This is a genomic window from Asticcacaulis sp. P2_C5 (genome assembly GCF_056404555.1).
This window is the reverse complement of sequence record NZ_JBFUDU010000014.1, coordinates 46,721-63,619: the sequence shown is the minus strand read 5'-3', so window position 1 is coordinate 63,619 and position 16,899 is coordinate 46,721. Positions and strand designations below refer to the sequence as shown.

The following is a 16,899-nucleotide window of genomic DNA, read 5'->3' as shown; positions in this document are numbered from 1 at the left end:
GGAACTTCGTGTTTAGAATTGAGTGGATTGCGAGAAGCGGAAGGTTTCGACCTTATCATAGTCGGCTTTGGACAGCACCTGGCTCAGGTCGAACTGCACCGGGCCCATGGGCGATTTCCAACGAATAGTAATACCGGCGGAAGCCCGCAAGGCAAAATCATCCTTAACGTATGGATTGATCTGACCGGCCAGTGAACCGGCGGATGCAGGATATGTCTTCAGCGATTTATCAATACCTCCGAGTGTACCTATATCGATAAATAAAGCTGTTTTAAGGCCGTACTGGTCCGGCAGGTGGTTGGGTATCCCCAACTCCAGAGAGCCGATGGCGTAGGTCTGACCACCCAGGGCGTAACCGGTGGAATTGGACAGGTCGCGCGGACCAATACCGGCGTATTCGAAGCCGCGCATCGTATCGCCGCCCTTGAAGAAGCGGTCATTGACCCGCACGGAGTCGCCGCCGATCGGCACAATCGAGCCGGCCGTACCCGAAGCATGCAGGATCATTTCCTTTGCGAAGCCATGGTACCAATGGCCTTCACCCTCGGTACGGACGTATTTCACATCCCCACCAAGGCCGGCGAAGTCCTGACGCAGGATGCCCATCCAGCCGCGCGTGGCGTTGATGAAGTCGTTACGACGATCGTAGGACAGCGAGTAGCCCACGGACGACGTCACGCCGTTGCCGCAGTTGTACAGCAGACCATCGCAGTTGGTCGTGGTGGTCGAAACGAAGTCCTTGCGGATGTTATAACGCAGGCGCAGGACCGAGTAACCATTGAGGTTGTAGCCCAGACGCACGCCGGCGCCGGTCGATTCCGTGGAGAATGCGACGTTGCGGTAGTTGTAGGAGCTGGAGAACAGGTCGACACCTGCCGACACGTCGCGACCCATGAAGTGCGGCTCGGTGAAGGAGAAGTCGATGTCCTTCTGGATCGAACCCGTCTGGATGCGCGCCCGCACGTCCTGGCCGGTGCCGCGGAAGTTGCTCTGCGAAATGCCGATGTCGAGAATGAACTTCTGGATCGACGAGAAACCGGCGCCGAACGACAGTTCACCGGTCGGCTGTTCGATCACGGCCACTTCGATATTGGTCTTGCCGGCCTGCGGCGAAGGCTTTTCGCTGATCTTGACGCCGGTTTCACCGTCCTTGAAGAAGCCCAGGCCGGTTATGTACATCTTGGAGCGTTCCAGCAGCGCCTTGTTATAGGCGTCGCCTTCCGAAACCAGCATCTGACGGCGAATAACACGATCGAGCGTCGCCGTATTGCCGACGATATTGATCTTGTCGATATAGACGCGCGCACCTTCGTGGACGTTGAAGACCAGGTCGACCTTGTGATTGTTCGGATCGGAATCTTCCTGGGGACGAATGTCGACAAAGGCAAAGCCCGCGGCGCCGGCGGCAAAGGTCAGATCATCGACGGCCTTTTCAACCCGATCGCTTTCGTACAGCTGGCCAGGACGGATCGACAGCGAACGCTGCAGGTTTTCCGCCTTGAGCTTGTCATTGTCCGTCTTGATGGTGATACGGCCGAAATTGTACTTCTGGCCCTCATCCAGGGTGTAGGAGATGGCGAAGTCCTTGCGGTCGGGCGTCAGTTCGGCAACCGCCGATATGACGCGGAAGTCGAAATAGCCGCGGTTGGTGTAGAACTTGCGCAGCTGTTCGCGATCGTAGTCCATCCGGTCGGGATCGTAATTGTCGTTCGACGAGAAGAATTTCCACCATAACGACTTGCGCGTCACGATGACACCCTTCAGGTCGTTATCGGAAAATGCGCGATTGCCGACGAAATTGACCGACGACACACCCGTCTTGGGGCCTTCGTTGATTTCAAAGATCAGGTCGACGCGCTTTTGCGGCAGTTCGACAATCTTCGGCGTCACGGTGGCGGCTATACGGCCGCCCTTACGGTACAGTTCGACGACGCGCTGCACGTCCTCCTGGACCTTGGCCTTGGTGAAGACGCCGCGCGGACGAATCTGTACTTCTTCGCGCAGCTTGTCCTTGGTTATGGCGTGGTTGCCTTCGAAGACGACCTGATTGATGATCGGACTTTCGACGACCGTAACGACCATCTCGTTGCCGTTCATCGCAATCTGGACGTCGGAAAACAGGTCTGTGCGGTACAGCGTCTTGACGGCAAGGTCGATCAGTTCGGAATCGACGGTCGCACCAGCCTGGAACGGCAGGTAGGAGGTGATGGTCTGCGAATCGATGCGCTCATTACCTTCGACGACGATATGGTCGACATAGGCGGTCGCCTGGCGCGCCGGCGCGGCCTCTGCCGGAGCGGCTGCGGCCTCGTCCTGCATGTAGGTACGCGCCTGGGCGCCCGCGGCAAGGCCCATAGTGGCCAGGGCCAGGGCGCTGACGCTTAGGGTAAGGATACGGGAGCGGGTCATGAAGCCTCTTGTGGCAGCGTTATGTTGTACGAACGGGCAGTTACGAAATGCAGACATCAGCTGGAATGCCCAGCAAAAAGGATACGACTGAGGTCGTTCCAGTTGGCGAAAAGCATTAAGCCTAATATCAGGACTATGGCAATCCGGAAGGCCAGGTTTTGGAATCCTGCGGAAACTGGTTTTTTCGCCACACTCTGATAGGCGTAAAAGGCCAGATGGCCGCCATCGAGCACCGGTATCGGCAGAAGATTAACGAATCCGACGCCGATCGAAATGAAAGCGGTAAGGTTTACATAGTTCAGAATCAGATTCAAAGCCTTGTACCACCACGGCCCCTCGATCTTGGTCGCGTCGACGGCCATATCGCCGCTGGCCTTGGCCATGCCGACAATACCGCCAAGTTGCTTGCCGTCTTCTTTTCCAATGAAAATACGGCCGATATAGGTCAGGTTTGTTGCAAGGACATCCCACGTCTGACGGCAGCCCAGAACAAAGGCTTCGCCGATCCCGACACGCCTCGGCACGACGCTGTCCGTCAGACCGATCCCCAAAACCCCGCCCTGGACACCCAAAGGCTTGCCATCGGCGCCATACAGTTCACCGCGTTTCGGCATCGCGATCAGATCAACCATTGCCGTATTGCGTTCCACCGTAACAATCGTCGAGGTGTTCGAGCGTAGCGCGATCATGCGCTGAAAATCCACACCGGTGTCGACCTTGCGATGTTCGACCGCGACCAGGACATCATTGACGCGAAAACCCGCCGCTTCAGCTGGACTACCCACGTTTACCTGCCGGACGACCGGCCGACCGACCATCTGGCCGAACAGAGCTATCATGACAAAAAAGATCGCGATGGCGAGGACGAAATTGGCCATGGGGCCAGCCAGAATGATCAGAAAACGCTGCCACAGCGGTTTGAAGTGGAAATACTCACCGACCGCTTCTTCGCCTTCGCGCGCCAGAATCAGGGCGCGCGACGCTTCCAGGTCTTCCTGGCTTGGCATCATCGAAGAGATGTTTTCATCGCCGGCAAACTTGACATAGCCGCCAAACGGCAGGGCGCTGAGACACCATTCGACGCCGTTCTTGTCTTTACGACGCAGCAGTATCTTGCCGAAGCCGACGGAAAAACGCTCGACGCGTGTCTTGAACAAGCGCGCGACCCAGAAGTGTCCCAATTCGTGGAAGGTCACGATGATCGAGATGATGACCAGGATCGCCGGGATGCCTACGAAATTCAACAAACGCCGTCCTCCCTGTTACGCGACCTCTTATGCATGTTGATTGGCCGTCACAAACATATCCTGAACCAGCCGCCGCACATGCGCATCTATGTCCAGTGCAAGAGTCATTCTACCTTCGGACATATCACGCTTTGTGTGATCTTTGGAAGAGATAGACGGCAATTGAGCCCGCATCATGGCGTTTTCAACGAAATGGGCGATTTGTAAAAAACCGATGCGGCGGTCCAGAAATGCCTGAACGCACACCTCATTGGCCGCATTGAAGACATTGGTCATGCCCTCGCCCTGCGCCAGGGCCTCGCGCGCCAGTCGCAGCATCGGAAAAGCGTCCATATCGGGCGCCGCAAAGGTCAGGCTGCCGCGCGCCACCAGATCCAGTTTCGGCGCCTGCCAGGCGATCCGGTCGGGCCATCCGAGACAGTACGAAATCGGGACTCGCATGTCGGGCGTGCCCAACTGTGCCAGACTGGAACCATCGGCATATTCCACCAGGCTGTGGATCACCGACTGCGGATGAACAACGACGTCGATGCGTTCCTGCGGCATGTCGAACAGGTAGGACGCCTCGATCAATTCCAGGCCCTTGTTCGCCAGGCTGGCCGAATCCACGGTGATTTTCGCGCCCATCGACCAGTTGGGATGTTTCAGGGCCTGTTCCAGCGTCACGGACGCCAGGTCCGCTCGCGACTTGCCGAAAAATGGCCCGCCGGACGCCGTCAGAATGAGTTTGGCAATCTTTGCCTTTTGCGTCGCATCCAGCACCTGAAAGATGGCGTTATGCTCTGAATCGACTGGCAGCACCCTGCCCCCGTGTGCCTCGACGCGCTCGATGAGCGCCCGCCCGCAACACACCAGGCTCTCCTTGTTGGCCAGGGCCAGGATCGCCCCGGTTCCCGCCGCGGCCCAGACGGGCTTAAGTCCGGCTATACCGACAATCGCCGCCATGATCCAGTCGACCGGCCGCCCCGCCGCTTCGCAAACCGCCGCTTCGCCGCAGGCGATCTCAAGTCCGCTGCCACTCATAAGGTCCTGGAAGGCCGGCCATTGGCTTTCATCGGCCAGGACCGTCAGCGCCGGGCGATATTTCAGCGCCTGTTCAGCCAGAAGATCGACATTGCGACCGCCGACCAGGGCTTCGATGGCGTAGTCGAGGCTTTCAGGTCCCTGGGCCACCTCGTCGATCAGGCGCAGGGTCGATACACCGATCGAGCCGGTCGAACCTAAGATGGAAATACGCCGGGTCATATCTGGGTACCTAACAAGACCAGAAGACGTATACCGCCAAGCGCCACAATAGCAAACATAAGCCCGTCGACGCGATCCATCAGGCCGCCGTGGCCGGGAATTAGGCTGCCCGCGTCCTTGACCCCGAAACGCCGTTTTAGGGCCGATTCCCACAGGTCGCCCGCCATGGTCGACAACGCCACGATAAGCCCGACGATCGAGGCCGACGTATCGTGGGCGAAAAGGTGCGTCCAGTCCGACAGGGTTGCCGCCGTCAGCATGCCGGCAATGATCCCGCCGACGAAGCCCGACCACGTCTTGTTGGGTGAATAGCGCCGCCACAGCTTCGGCCCGCCGACCAGCTTGCCGACAATATAGGCGGCGCTGTCCGATGCCCAGGCGATCATGAAGGCGAACAGAACCCAATCGCCGCCGTGCGGCGACAGGCGCAGCCAGAGGATGACGATGGCAGGAAAGCCGATGTAAAGCGCGCCATAGGCGGCATCCATCCAGGCCAGGCCAAGGCGGTAGGCGTACAGGCCCGTGCACAATCCGCCGAACAGCAGGATCAGGAAGGACAGGCCGGGTGGGCCGAGATAGGTTGTGAACAAGGCCGCCAAGATAGCGACGGTCAGGGCGACCGATAGGCGTCCGGCGTTGGTCGGCGTCGCCATGGCGCCCCATTCGATACACAGCAGGCCGACGCCGATGCTGATCAGGATGAGGAACGGCCAGCCATCCTGGGTGACAAAAGGCCAGGCGCGATGCACCGTAGCTATCCAAAGCACGACAGGAATCAACACAAGGGCCGAGGCGACGCGGACCAGAAGTTCGCGTGTGCGGGTGCCGAGTACAGGCGGTCCTTCGGATTTGGGTGTCTTAGGCGGACTGGGCGGCATGTCCCGTATCCACTGCGCCGAACCGGCGATGACGCTGGGCATAGATATCGAGCGCCGCCTTGAGCGCGTCGTGATCATAGTCGGGCCAGAGGATGTCCTGGAAGACAAACTCGGCATAGGCCGCTTCCCACAGCAGGAAGTTCGACAGCCGGTGTTCGCCGCTTGTCCTGATCAGCAGATCCAGAGGCGGCAGGCCGTGGGTCGACAACCTTTCGCCGAAGCTGTCGGCCGTAATATCGGAGGGGGCGATTTCACCCGATCTCGCCTGTTCGGCCAGGGTGCGCGCAGCTTCGACAATATCCGCCTGGGCGCCGTAGTTGAGCGCCACCTGCAGGAAAAAGCGCGAATTATCCTTTGTCCGGGCGTGGGCGTCCGCCACCATGCCGACAATATCGGCCGGCAGTCCCGCTTCCTGGCCGATAATTCTGACGCATACCCCTTCCCGGCGCAGGCGCTCCAGATCGGACTTGATGAAGGCACGTAGCAGCCCCATCAGGTCACTGACCTCTGCCTCAGGCCGGCGCCAGTTTTCCGTCGAAAAGGCGAACACCGTCATATGGGTGACGCCGAGATCGACGGCCGCGGTAATGGTGCGCTTCAGCGCATTGACACCGGCGCGATGCCCCATGGTCCGGATCTGGCCGCGTTCCTTGGCCCAGCGCCCATTGCCATCCATGATGATGGCGACGTGCAACGGTTCCGTGCCGGGCACGGGTCGCTGCGAGTCGCGGTCATCCTTGGAGCCCAGGGGCATAGCTCAACTTTCCGGCGCACGGCCGCACGTAACAGAACAGGCTCAGACCTGCAGAATCTCGGCTTCCTTGGCCTTCAACACTTCGTCGATACGCTTGATGGCGGCGTCGGTAAAGCCCTGCACCTCGGTACCGCCTTTCTTCTCTTCGTCCTCGCTGATTTCGGACGCCTTTTCGGCCTTTTTCAGGTCGTCCATCGCCTCACGGCGCACATTACGAACCGCAACGCGCTGAGTCTCGGCATATTTGCCGGCAATCTTGACCAGATCCTTGCGGCGTTCTTCGGTCAGGGGCGGAATCGGTATGCGAAGTGTCTGGCCGTCGGTAATCGGGTTGAGTCCCAGGCCGGAATTGCGGATGGCCTTCTCGACGGAGATGGTCAGGCCACGGTCCCACACGCTGACGCTGATCATCCGTGGCTCCGGTACACTGACGGCCGCGCAGGCATTCAACGGCATGGTCGAACCGTAGGCATCGACAACGATCTGATCGAGCAGCGAGGCCGACGCCCGGCCGGTTCGCAAGCCTGAAAAATCGTCCTTGAGCGCCAGGACTGCCTTGTCCATGCGTTCCTTGTAGCGGTTGAGGTCGGGCTTTGCCATTTCGGTTCCCTTTTCTGTCGTTGTCAGGTGATGACGGTGTAGGTGCCGCGGCCATGAATGACTTCATCAAGGGCGCCCGGCGTGCGGATAGAGAAGACGACGATCGGAATGGCATTTTCGCGCATCAGCGAAACGGCCGATGCATCCATTACCTTCAGATCGCGCGACAAGACTTCGAGATAGCTGAGGTTTTCATAGCGCTCGGCCGTAGGATCCTTCTTGGGGTCGGCCGTGTAGACGCCGTCCACGGACGTGCCCTTGAACAGGGCATCGCAGTTCATTTCGGCGGCGCGCAGAGCGGCGGCCGTGTCGGTCGTAAAATAGGGCGCCCCGGTGCCGGCGGCAAAAATCACCACGCGGCCCTTTTCGAGGTGGCGAATGGCGCGGCGGCGGACGAAGGGCTCGCATACGGCGTTCATCTGGATCGCCGATTGAACACGCGTATCGATACCGTTTTTTTCAAGGGCATTCTGCATGGCCAGGGCGTTCATGACGGTCGCCAGCATGCCCATATAGTCGGCCGACGAGCGTTCCATGCCCACGGCCGCCTTCGACAGTCCACGGAAGATATTGCCGCCGCCAATGACCAGGCACAGTTCGACGCCGAGACGGGCGACGGCGGCAACTTCTTCGGCCACGGCCTGCACGGTTTTCATATCGATTCCGAAGCCCTGATCTCCCATCAGAACTTCGCCCGAGATCTTCAGCAGGATGCGTTTGTATTTGAGGTCCGCTACTGCGGTCATAATGCACTCCAGTGGTGAAGCCGAGGCCGGTGAATCAGTGGGGCCGAGCTTGGTCGGGCCGGGTTTACCGCTTTGAGCCCCTAAAGAAAAGGGCGCCGGCATATCAAATGCCCGCGCCCCGCTCTTTTCGTATCTACAGAAATTATTATACGGCGCCGGTCATCGAAGCGACTTCAGCGGCGAAATCTTCCTGCTTCTTCTCAACGCCTTCACCCAGCGCCAGACGGGTAAAGCCGGTGATGGTGACAGGGGTACCCAGTTGCTTGGCGGTGTCGGCGATCAGTTGTTCGATCGTCTGATCCGGGTTCATGACGAAGGCCTGCTTGGTCAGCACGACTTCTTCAAAGAACTTGCGGATACGGCCTTCGACCATCTTTTCGACGACCTGAGCCGGTTTGCCCGAAGCCAGGGCCTGCTCGGTGAAGATCGCCTTTTCGCGCTCGACGGCCGCCGGATCGAGATCGTCGGTCGACAGCGACAGGGGCTGGGTCGCAGCGACATGCATGGCGATCTTGCGGCCGACATCCTTCAGAACTTCCGGATCACCGGCCGATTCCAAGGCGACCAGAACGGCGATGCGGCCGAGATCGGGCGCAATGGCGTTGTGGATGTAGGAAGCCACGGCGCCTTGCGACACGGTGTGCTTGGCGAAACGGCGGACCATCATGTTTTCGCCGATCGTGGCGATCAGGTTGGTGATCTCATCCTTTACGGCATCGGCTACGTCTTCGACCGAACCGGCCGTCAGACCCGCCTTGCCGGCATTGCGAGCCAGGCTTTGAAAGAGTTCGTTGCGCGAAACGAAGTCGGTTTCGGAATTGACTTCGACGGCAACCGCCGAGTTGCCATCGCTGGCCACGACGACCAGACCTTCGGCAGCGACGCGGTCAGCCTTCTTGGCGGCCTTGGACAGGCCCTTGGTACGCAGCCAGTCGATCGACGCGTCGATATCGCCGGCGTTTTCCTGCAAGGCCTTCTTGCAGTCCATCATGCCCGCGCCCGACTTTTCGCGCAGATCCTTAACGAGTGCAGCTGTGATTTCGGTCATGAAATCCTCCAGAATCAGAAATTTAAACACCACGGCCGTGTTAGCCGCGAGAGATGTCAATTTAGCAACAGCTTAAGGCCGGTTTGACCTTAAGCTGTCGCGGTAACTATGAGCCGAAGCATCTTCGGCCCCATATGGGAAGCCTCAGGCCTCAGCGGTAGTGTCCGCCACGGGCTCCTGGACCAGAGCCGGCTCGACCGGCGCAATGGCCGCGCCGAGATCGACGCCCGAAGCCACCTGACCGGCAGCCAGACCGTCCAGAACGGCATCGGCGATCAGGTCGCAATACAGTTGCAGGGCGCGCGCCGCGTCGTCATTGCCCGGAACCGGATAGGTGATGCCGTCCGGATCGGAGTTCGAATCGAGGATGCCGATCACCGGGATGTTCAGCTTGCGGGCTTCCTGGATGGCGATCGCTTCCTTGTTGGTGTCGATCACGAACATCAGGTCGGGGATACCGCCCATGTCCTTGATGCCGCCCAGGCTGAGCTCGAGCTTTTCACGTTCGCGCGTCAGGGTCAGCAGTTCCTTCTTGGAACGGCCGGCCGGATTGTTGTCCAGAACGTTTTCAAGTTCACGCAGACGCTGGATCGAACCCGAAATGGTGCGCCAGTTGGTCAGGGTGCCGCCGAGCCAGCGGTGATTGACATAGTACTGGGCCGAACGCTTGGCGGCGACGGCGACCGGGCCCTGGGCCTGACGCTTGGTGCCGACAAACAGGACGCGACCGCCCGAAGCCGCCACTTCGCGCACCTTCAGGAGCGCCTGGTGGAACAAAGGCAGGGTCTGCGACAGGTCGATAATGTGGATGTTCGAGCGCGAGCCGAACAGGTAGCGTTCCATCTTCGGGTTCCAGCGGTGTGTCTGGTGGCCGAAGTGGGCGCCGGCTTCGAGCAGCAGGCGCATGGAGATTTCTGGCATAGCCATATATGTAAGTCCTTCTTCCGATAATCCTCCGCAGACAAAAAAGCGATGATGGACACATGCCCATCCTGGCCTCGGAACGCTTTCGCCGAATGACGATGGCGCGCGCCTGCGTGTGAGATGGCGTGCACCTATTCACAATTTCAAAAAAAATCAAGCCTTACAGCAAAGAAATTACGGGTTTGCGTTGGGAGGTGCGGCCGAAAGCAGCGAAGGACTCCCGACACCTCGCAACTATTGCGTATGGTTCGAGCGCTCTTAAATCCGCCTCTCCCCGTCACTTACGGGGAGAGGCCGGCGCGAAGCGCCGGGTGAGGGGCAAATTCCACTGTAGACGCCGCCGCTCGGTCAGCTGCCGGCCGATATCGTGGATATCAGAAAACTCTGACAAAATTTCATCTGCAGCGAACAAACGTTCGAATTTGGGCGTCCTAAAACATCCTATCGAGCGTAGAATTGCCCCTCAGGCTCGCCGCCCCGCGCCGATCGCTTTTGCTTCGCTCAGCTCTCGTCCTCTCCCCGTAAAGCGACGGGGAGAGGTGGAATTCGAGTATTTTAACCCTTCCCCCGCCCTCTCACAATCAAACGTCCTCGAAATACAACACGCCCGGCATGGTTCTGAGTGTCCCGCGCAACTGCGCATCAAGATTATAGCGTTGCGGCAGCTTGATCTCGATCTCGCCCTGCCCGGCCAGATCGCTGAGCAGGCTGACCTCGCCACCGTTCGGCGACTTGGCCTGTTCCAGATAGGTCCGCAGTTGGCCGAGGTCGATCACCTGCGCCGACACATGGACCTTCAATCCCAGATCATCTGTCTTCAGGCTGGTTGCCATGGGGCCGGCCTCGTCGCCGAAAAAGCGCACCTCGCCCTCACGCCCCTTGCAGCGCACCTTCAGCAGCAGCGATGCCCCGGGCTCCAGATGATCGCGATTCTTGCGCAGCGATTCGGGCGGGAACAGCACTTCATATTCACCGCTGGGGTCGGACAAGGTGACAAAGGCGAACTTTTCGCCGGACCCCGCCGCGGCCCGCTCCTGCTTGCGGCGCACGATACCAGCCATGCGGAAAGCATCATGCCCTTCCTGAGCCAGGATCAGCGCTTCGGCATACAGCGTGACCTTGCGGCGTTTGAACACGTCGAGCATATCCTGAAGCGGGTGCCCCGACAGGTAGAAACCAATGGCCGCCAATTCGTCATCCAGTTGCGCCGGTCCCGACGAAGGCTGCACCTTGGGCAGACGTGGCCGCGACGATTCCGACGAGCCGAACAGGCTGACCTGGGACGCCGCGCGATCGGCGGCGACGCTCTGGGCATAGGCGATGAGGATATCGGCCGCGGCAACGATCTGGGCGCGGTTGGGATGGATCGAATCGAAGGCTCCGGCCTTGGCCAGGTTCTCCAGGGCCCGCCGGTTGACCGCCTTGGGGTCTATGCGTTCCAGGAAGTCGAACAGGTCGGTGAACTTGCCCCCCTCCTCGCGCGTCGCCACCACACTCAGCATGGCTTCGAAACCGACGTTTCGGATGGCGCCCAGCGCATACAGCACCTCACCCTCCTCGACGTCGAAATCGGCCATGGAACGGTTGATGTCCGGCTGCCGGATAACGACGTTGAAGCGCCGCGCATCCTGATAGAAGACCGCAAGCTTGTCGGTATTGACGATATCGAGGCTCATCGATGCGGCGAAGAACTCGACCGGGTGATTGGCCTTGAGATAGCCTGTCTGGTACGAAATGAAAGCATAGGCCGCGGCGTGCGACTTGTTGAAACCGTAGCCGGCGAACTTGTTGACCAGTTCGAAGATTTCGTCGGCCTGTTTTTCAGGCACGTTCTTTTCCTTGGCGCCGGAAATGAACCGCGCCTTTTGCAAGTCCATCTCCTCCTTCTTCTTCTTACCCATGGCGCGGCGCAGCAGGTCGGCTTCACCCAGGCTGTAGCCCGACAGAACCTGGGCGATCTGCATCACCTGTTCCTGGTAGATGATGACGCCGTAGGTTTCCTTCAGCACCGGCTCCAATGACGGGTGCAGCATATCGATTTCCAACCGACCGAATTTACGGTCGACATAGGTATCGATATTATCCATCGGCCCCGGACGATACAGGGAGATCAGGGCGGTGATTTCCTCCAGCGATCCACAGCGCATCTTGCGCAGGGTGTCGCGCATGCCCTGGCTTTCAAGCTGGAACACACCGATCGACTGGCCGGAGCCCAAAAGTTCATAGGTCGGCGCGTCATCGAGCGGAAGGGTCGTGTAATTAATGTCTATGCCACGCTTTTTCAGGTAGCGCATGGCGCGGTCCAGCACAGTCAGCGTCTTCAGGCCCAGGAAGTCGAACTTCACCAGGCCGGCGCTTTCCACCCATTTCATATTGAACTGGGTGGCAGGAATGTCCGAACGCGGATCGCGATACAGCGGCACCAGTTCGGTCAGCGGCCGGTCACCGATCACGATACCGGCGGCGTGGGTCGAAGCGTTGCGGTAGAGACCTTCCAGACGCAAAGCCGTGTCGAGCAGGTTGCGGACGGTATCTTCCTCGTCGCGCGCCTGTTTCAGGCGGGGTTCGATCTCGATGGCCTGGGCCAGGGTGGTCGGAGCGGCCGGGTTGTTGGGCACCATCTTGGCGAGACGATCGACCTGGCCCAGCGGCAACTGCATCACACGTCCGACGTCGCGCAACACGGCGCGTGCCTGCAGGGTACCGAAGGTGATGATCTGGGCCACGCGATCGCGCCCATATTTGTTCTGGACGTAGGTAATGACCTCTTCGCGGCGTTCCTGGCAGAAGTCGACGTCGAAGTCGGGCATGGAGACGCGTTCCGGATTAAGGAAGCGCTCGAAGAGCAGGCCGAAACGCAGCGGGTCCAGGTCGGTAATGGTCAGCACCCAGGCAACCAGAGACCCGGCCCCCGATCCCCGTCCCGGCCCCACCGGGATACCGTGGGATTTGGCCCATTTGATAAAGTCCGAAACGATCAGGAAGTAGCCGGGAAATCCCATCTTCTGGATAACCCCGATCTCACGATCGAGACGCGCCCAGTAATCTTCTTCCGGAAAGGCAAGCTTGACCTGTTTCAGGCGCATCTTCAGGCCTTCGCGCGCCTGCCACGCCAGTTCCTCGTCTTCGTTCCGTCCGGCGCCGGTGTCGAACCGCGGCAGGATGGGATCGCGCTTGGCAACCAGGAAGGCGCAGCGGCGGGCGATTTCCAGCGTATTGTCACAGGCTTCCGGCAGATCGGCAAACAGGGCGCGCATATCGGCCGCCGGCTTGAACCAGTGGTCTGGTGTCACCTTGCGGCGATCTTCCTGGCCCATGAAGGCACTGTCGGAGATGCACAGCAGCGCCTCGTGCGCCTTGTACAGATCACGCGTGGCGAAATAGACGTCATTGGTCGCCACCAGGGCAACATCGTTGCCGTAGGCATATTCGACCAGGCCGGCTTCGGTATTGCCGCCCTTGCTGCTCCGGTTCAGGCCTTCGTGACGTTGCAGCTCAATATAGAACCGATCGCCAAAGATCGACTGCATGGCGTCCAGGGCGGCACGGGCTTCGTCGGGCTTGCCCTGGCGGAACAGGACATCGACAGGGCCGTCATACCCGCCGGACAGCAGCAGCAGGCCTTCATTGTGTTCCGTCACCTGCTCCCACGTGACGTGCGGCTCAGTCATCGCATCTGCATCGACATAAGCGATGGAGGATAGTTTAGTCAGATTCAGCCATCCCTGCTCGTTCTGAACCAACAGCACGAGGGTTGGCAAGCGGGCCCATTTTTCCGGTAGTGTACCGCCGATCCCCTTGACCGGCATGGCGCAGCCGACAATCGGCTGAACGCCTGAGTCCTTGCAGGCTTGGGAAAACTCCAGCCCTCCGAACAGATTGCAACGATCGGTAATGGCTACGGCCGGCATGGCACATTTATGCGCCAGCTTACCCATATCGTAGGCCTTGATGGCCCCTTCAAGCAGCGAATAGGCCGAGCGGACCCTCAGATGTACAAACTGATCTTCGCTCATCGGCCCACGCTCCAAGCGCATCCCGAAAAGTGGAAGGCACTTTTCGGACTAAGATGCGCGTCACCACATCAAGTCATGTCGCGGCGAATCTTACGACGCCAGCGACATCAAATGACACATGACGACGACGAAACCCGCAACGGCGGTAAATGACAACAGGTTATGAAAGGCTCCGACCATTTGTCCACATCCTCAACAGCGTTAATTCATGGTTTGTTCTATATTCCCGTTTTGTTCCACAGGCAAGCACCTTGTGGAGAACAATGAGAACAAAATGACAACAGATTGAATCGGCTGCATAATTATTCCAGACCACGATTTCTATATCGCGGTCTGGCAAGGGCGACTGCCCGCCCGAGCTGATGCGAGGAGCCATGCGGCGCTTGAGCTCTTAGATTGCAGCAGGAACAGCTTGTTCTACGAGTTTACCATCTTCCAAACGTACAACCCGGTCCATATGACGCGCCAGTTCGAAATTGTGCGTGGCGATCAGGGCGCCCACGCCTTCAGCCTTCACTATCGCTTTCAGTGCCTCGAACACCTGTTTGGACGTGCCTGGATCTAGATTTCCCGTCGGCTCATCAGCCAGCAGCAAACGCGGACGGTTGGCCAGAGCTCGCGCTACCGCAACCCGCTGTTGTTCGCCGCCCGACAGTTGTGCCGGCAGGTGGTCCAGGCGTTCGGCCAAACCCAGCGCCGTCAACAGTTCACGCGCACGCGCCTCGGCTTCCTTAACCGGTCGATTGAGTATCCGCTGAGGTACGGCGACATTGCCAAGCGCAGTATATTCCGGCAGCAAATGGTGAAACTGATAGACAAAGCCAATCTTGCGTAAGCGCGCCTGGGTTCGCGCCGCATCATTGGCCCCGGAAAACTCATTGTTATCGATCTGTAACCGGCTATTGGGCGCAGCTTCCAGCAGTCCCACGGCGTGCAGCAGCGACGACTTGCCGGAACCGGACGGTCCGATAAGCCCGACCAGTTCACCGGGGAAGATGTCAAGATCAACGCCTTTCAACACCGCCAGCTTGCGGCCATCCCCGACATCGTAATCGCGATGAAGACCCTGCAGGCTCAGAACGGGATTACTCATAGAGTCCAAACTACTCATAGCGTAAAGCCTCCACGGGTTCGAGCTTGGACGCCCACAGGGCCGGGAACAGGGTGGAAATGCACGATGCCAGCAACGATCCGATGACGACGAAAGCGACCTCGCCGGCCTCGATCTTTGCGGGCACGTGATCGAGATAATAGACGTCCGGATTGAAAATCTGCATATGGAACAGCCACTCGAGGAACCACTGGATCTGCTGGATGAAGGTGCAGAACAACACGCCAAAAAGCAAACCGGTCATCGTGCCGGCAACGCCGATCATGACACCGCTGGCGAAGAAGATGCGGGAGATGGCGGCGCGGTCGGCCCCCATGGTACGCAGGATCGCGACATCACGTGTCTTGTTCTTGACCAGCATGACCACGCCGGAAATGATGTTCATGGTGGCGATGATGACGATAAAGAACAGGATAAAGCGCATAGCTGTCCGTTCGACCTTGAGCGCCCCCCAGGTGGCGGCATTCTGCTCCGTCCAGTCCTCGAAGATGGCGCCCTGGCCCGCTGCAGCAACGATCGGCTTGCGGAAGCCGGCTATATTATAGGGTTTATCGACCTTGATCTCGACCGTGTCCCATTCGTCCTCGCGATCGAAGAACAGTTGGGCCTGCTGGAGCGGCATGTAGATAAACGCCTGGTCGATCTGGCTGACGCCACTATGGAAGACGCCGGCCACAGTATATTCCTTGCGCCGCGGCGTGGCGCCAAAGGCCGTAGATCCGCCTGGCGAGGTCAAGGTGACCGTATCGCCGCCGAGCACACCTATCTGGCCAGCCAGACCGTCACCGACCAGGACATAGTCGCCGCCATAGTCGCCGGTGCCGAACAGTGCGATCGAACCGCCGTCCTTGATCGTACCAGCGATAATGGGCGTGTTTTTCAGATCCTCGGGCACGACACCGCGCATCAGCGCCATGCCGCTTCGACCGCTGGCGGTCTGGATAAGGCCTGGTGAATCGAGAAAAGGCGTAACCTCGGTCACGCCGGGTACAGCCTTGATCCGTTTGATCATGTCATCGCGATGGCCGAAATCATTGATTGCCTGGCCATAGACATAGCCGTGACCGCCGAAGGCCAGGATGCGCGACATCAGTTCATCGCGAAAACCGTTCATGATCGACAGGACGCTGATCAACGCCGTCACGGCCAGCGCGATGCCGACAAATGAGATAATGGCAATGACCGCGATGCCGCCGTCTTTTCGCCGCGTGCGCAGATAGCGCAGCGACAGGTCGATTTCCCAGCCTTTGAAGCTGAACAGCGACAGCAGGTTCATGCGATGGCGAATCCAATGGTTGTGTCAGGAGCCATGCACCCATAAGCAGGTTCGTAACGGGTGCCAACAGGTTTGCATCTGGCGTAACAATACGGCCAATTTCCGGCCTCTCGCGTGTCGAAGCGGTCAGCCTCATAGCTGCGGTAGCGGAAAATGCACGAACTGGGTGACAATCAGCACAATCAGCCACACGACGGCCGCGACGATGCTGTTAAGTTTGACCTTGCGGCCCAGATTGTGGACGACGGGCGCGCCGGGATCATTGCCCTTCTCGCTGGCCACGCCCGCTTCATGATGGCTGACATTGCCACCCAGCGGCAGGACGACGAAAAAGGTCACCCACCATATCATCAGGTAGATGGCGATCCAGGTCAATATCTTGGTAATCATGTGTCTGAACCGGGTCCGGTCTTGTTGTTGCGACGGCGGCGGGCGGCGGTCACGGCAATCAGTACAGCGGTGCCGATGGCGATCCACACCGCCACAGGCATGCCGCTATTGCGCTTTTTGTCCGGTTGGCTTTCGACGGCGGCGACAGATGCCGGCGCGGCGACAACCGGCTGGCCGGAACAGACGATCGCCAGCCCTAAAGACGCCGCCGACAACACCTTCGATCTACGCATACCGTCCGCCCCTCAGGCCTGC

Annotated in this window: 14 protein-coding genes; all 14 read right to left on the bottom strand. The window is 59.3% G+C overall.

Annotated elements, in window-relative coordinates:
• Positions 1-12: 12 nt before the first annotated feature.
• Positions 13-2,409, bottom strand: a complete 2,397-nt coding sequence (gene bamA / locus AC1DXO_RS21700) for an outer membrane protein assembly factor BamA (RefSeq protein ID WP_476980282.1) — start codon at positions 2,407-2,409, stop codon at positions 13-15.
• Positions 2,410-2,465: 56 nt separating this feature from the next.
• The gene (locus AC1DXO_RS21695; RefSeq protein WP_476980281.1) at positions 2,466-3,656 is read right to left on the bottom strand and encodes a M50 family metallopeptidase; all 1,191 of its coding nucleotides are present in this window, start codon (positions 3,654-3,656) and stop codon (positions 2,466-2,468) included.
• 27 nt (positions 3,657-3,683) lie between these two features.
• Entirely contained in the window at positions 3,684-4,901 is a 1,218-nt protein-coding gene (gene dxr / locus AC1DXO_RS21690) for a 1-deoxy-D-xylulose-5-phosphate reductoisomerase (RefSeq protein ID WP_476980280.1), read from the bottom strand.
• The gene (locus AC1DXO_RS21685; protein WP_476980279.1) at positions 4,898-5,821 is read right to left on the bottom strand and encodes a phosphatidate cytidylyltransferase; all 924 of its coding nucleotides are present in this window, start codon (positions 5,819-5,821) and stop codon (positions 4,898-4,900) included. The genes dxr and AC1DXO_RS21685 overlap by 4 nt, the downstream gene beginning before the upstream one ends.
• Positions 5,760-6,533 (bottom strand): polyprenyl diphosphate synthase, encoded by a 774-nt coding sequence (gene uppS, locus AC1DXO_RS21680; RefSeq protein WP_476980278.1) that lies wholly within the window; start codon positions 6,531-6,533, stop codon positions 5,760-5,762. The genes AC1DXO_RS21685 and uppS overlap by 62 nt, the downstream gene beginning before the upstream one ends.
• 42 nt (positions 6,534-6,575) lie before the next feature.
• Positions 6,576-7,133, bottom strand: a complete 558-nt coding sequence (frr, locus tag AC1DXO_RS21675; RefSeq protein WP_476980277.1) for a ribosome recycling factor — start codon at positions 7,131-7,133, stop codon at positions 6,576-6,578.
• 23 nt (positions 7,134-7,156) lie between these two features.
• Positions 7,157-7,879 (bottom strand): UMP kinase, encoded by a 723-nt coding sequence (gene pyrH / locus AC1DXO_RS21670; RefSeq protein WP_476980276.1) that lies wholly within the window; start codon positions 7,877-7,879, stop codon positions 7,157-7,159.
• A 145-nt stretch (positions 7,880-8,024) separates the two neighbouring features.
• Positions 8,025-8,927, bottom strand: coding sequence for a translation elongation factor Ts (gene tsf, locus AC1DXO_RS21665; protein ID WP_476980275.1), 903 nt, complete (start codon positions 8,925-8,927; stop codon positions 8,025-8,027).
• Between the two features lie 144 nt (positions 8,928-9,071).
• Positions 9,072-9,854 (bottom strand): 30S ribosomal protein S2, encoded by a 783-nt coding sequence (gene rpsB, locus AC1DXO_RS21660; protein WP_476980274.1) that lies wholly within the window; start codon positions 9,852-9,854, stop codon positions 9,072-9,074.
• 578 nt (positions 9,855-10,432) lie between these two features.
• Positions 10,433-13,867 carry a DNA polymerase III subunit alpha gene (gene dnaE, locus AC1DXO_RS21655; RefSeq protein ID WP_476980273.1) on the bottom strand — a complete coding sequence of 1,145 codons (3,435 nt, stop codon included), beginning with the start codon at positions 13,865-13,867 and terminating at the stop codon, positions 10,433-10,435.
• A 391-nt stretch (positions 13,868-14,258) separates the two neighbouring features.
• A complete protein-coding gene (locus AC1DXO_RS21650) occupies positions 14,259-14,960 on the bottom strand; it encodes an ABC transporter ATP-binding protein (protein ID WP_476980272.1) in 702 nt (233 codons plus the stop codon).
• Between the two features lie 10 nt (positions 14,961-14,970).
• On the bottom strand, positions 14,971-16,254 hold the full coding sequence (locus tag AC1DXO_RS21645) for a lipoprotein-releasing ABC transporter permease subunit (protein WP_476980271.1): 1,284 nt from the start codon (positions 16,252-16,254) through the stop codon (positions 14,971-14,973).
• Positions 16,255-16,386: 132 nt separating this feature from the next.
• Complete coding sequence (locus tag AC1DXO_RS21640; protein ID WP_476980270.1) at positions 16,387-16,644, bottom strand: DUF1467 family protein; 258 nt, start codon at positions 16,642-16,644, stop codon at positions 16,387-16,389.
• Complete coding sequence (locus AC1DXO_RS21635; protein WP_476980269.1) at positions 16,641-16,877, bottom strand: hypothetical protein; 237 nt, start codon at positions 16,875-16,877, stop codon at positions 16,641-16,643. Before AC1DXO_RS21635 ends, AC1DXO_RS21640 begins: the two co-directional genes overlap by 4 nt.
• Positions 16,878-16,899: the final 22 nt, after the last annotated feature.

Excerpts from the sequence above, each read along its gene's own strand:
- rpsB (WP_476980274.1), bottom strand. The coding sequence starts at position 9,854 with ATGGCTATGCCAGAAATCTCCATGCGCCTGCTGCTCGAAGCCGGCGCC.
- pyrH (WP_476980276.1), bottom strand. The coding sequence starts at position 7,879 with ATGACCGCAGTAGCGGACCTCAAATACAAACGCATCCTGCTGAAGATC.
- frr (WP_476980277.1), bottom strand. The coding sequence starts at position 7,133 with ATGGCAAAGCCCGACCTCAACCGCTACAAGGAACGCATGGACAAGGCA.
- tsf (WP_476980275.1), bottom strand. The coding sequence starts at position 8,927 with ATGACCGAAATCACAGCTGCACTCGTTAAGGATCTGCGCGAAAAGTCG.
- AC1DXO_RS21640 (WP_476980270.1), bottom strand. The coding sequence starts at position 16,644 with ATGATTACCAAGATATTGACCTGGATCGCCATCTACCTGATGATATGG.
- AC1DXO_RS21685 (WP_476980279.1), bottom strand. The coding sequence starts at position 5,821 with ATGCCCAGCGTCATCGCCGGTTCGGCGCAGTGGATACGGGACATGCCG.
- dxr (WP_476980280.1), bottom strand. The coding sequence starts at position 4,901 with ATGACCCGGCGTATTTCCATCTTAGGTTCGACCGGCTCGATCGGTGTA.
- uppS (WP_476980278.1), bottom strand. The coding sequence starts at position 6,533 with ATGCCCCTGGGCTCCAAGGATGACCGCGACTCGCAGCGACCCGTGCCC.
- dnaE (WP_476980273.1), bottom strand. The coding sequence starts at position 13,867 with ATGAGCGAAGATCAGTTTGTACATCTGAGGGTCCGCTCGGCCTATTCG.
- bamA (WP_476980282.1), bottom strand. The coding sequence starts at position 2,409 with ATGACCCGCTCCCGTATCCTTACCCTAAGCGTCAGCGCCCTGGCCCTG.
- AC1DXO_RS21635 (WP_476980269.1), bottom strand. The coding sequence starts at position 16,877 with ATGCGTAGATCGAAGGTGTTGTCGGCGGCGTCTTTAGGGCTGGCGATC.
- AC1DXO_RS21650 (WP_476980272.1), bottom strand. The coding sequence starts at position 14,960 with ATGAGTAATCCCGTTCTGAGCCTGCAGGGTCTTCATCGCGATTACGAT.
- AC1DXO_RS21645 (WP_476980271.1), bottom strand. The coding sequence starts at position 16,254 with ATGAACCTGCTGTCGCTGTTCAGCTTCAAAGGCTGGGAAATCGACCTG.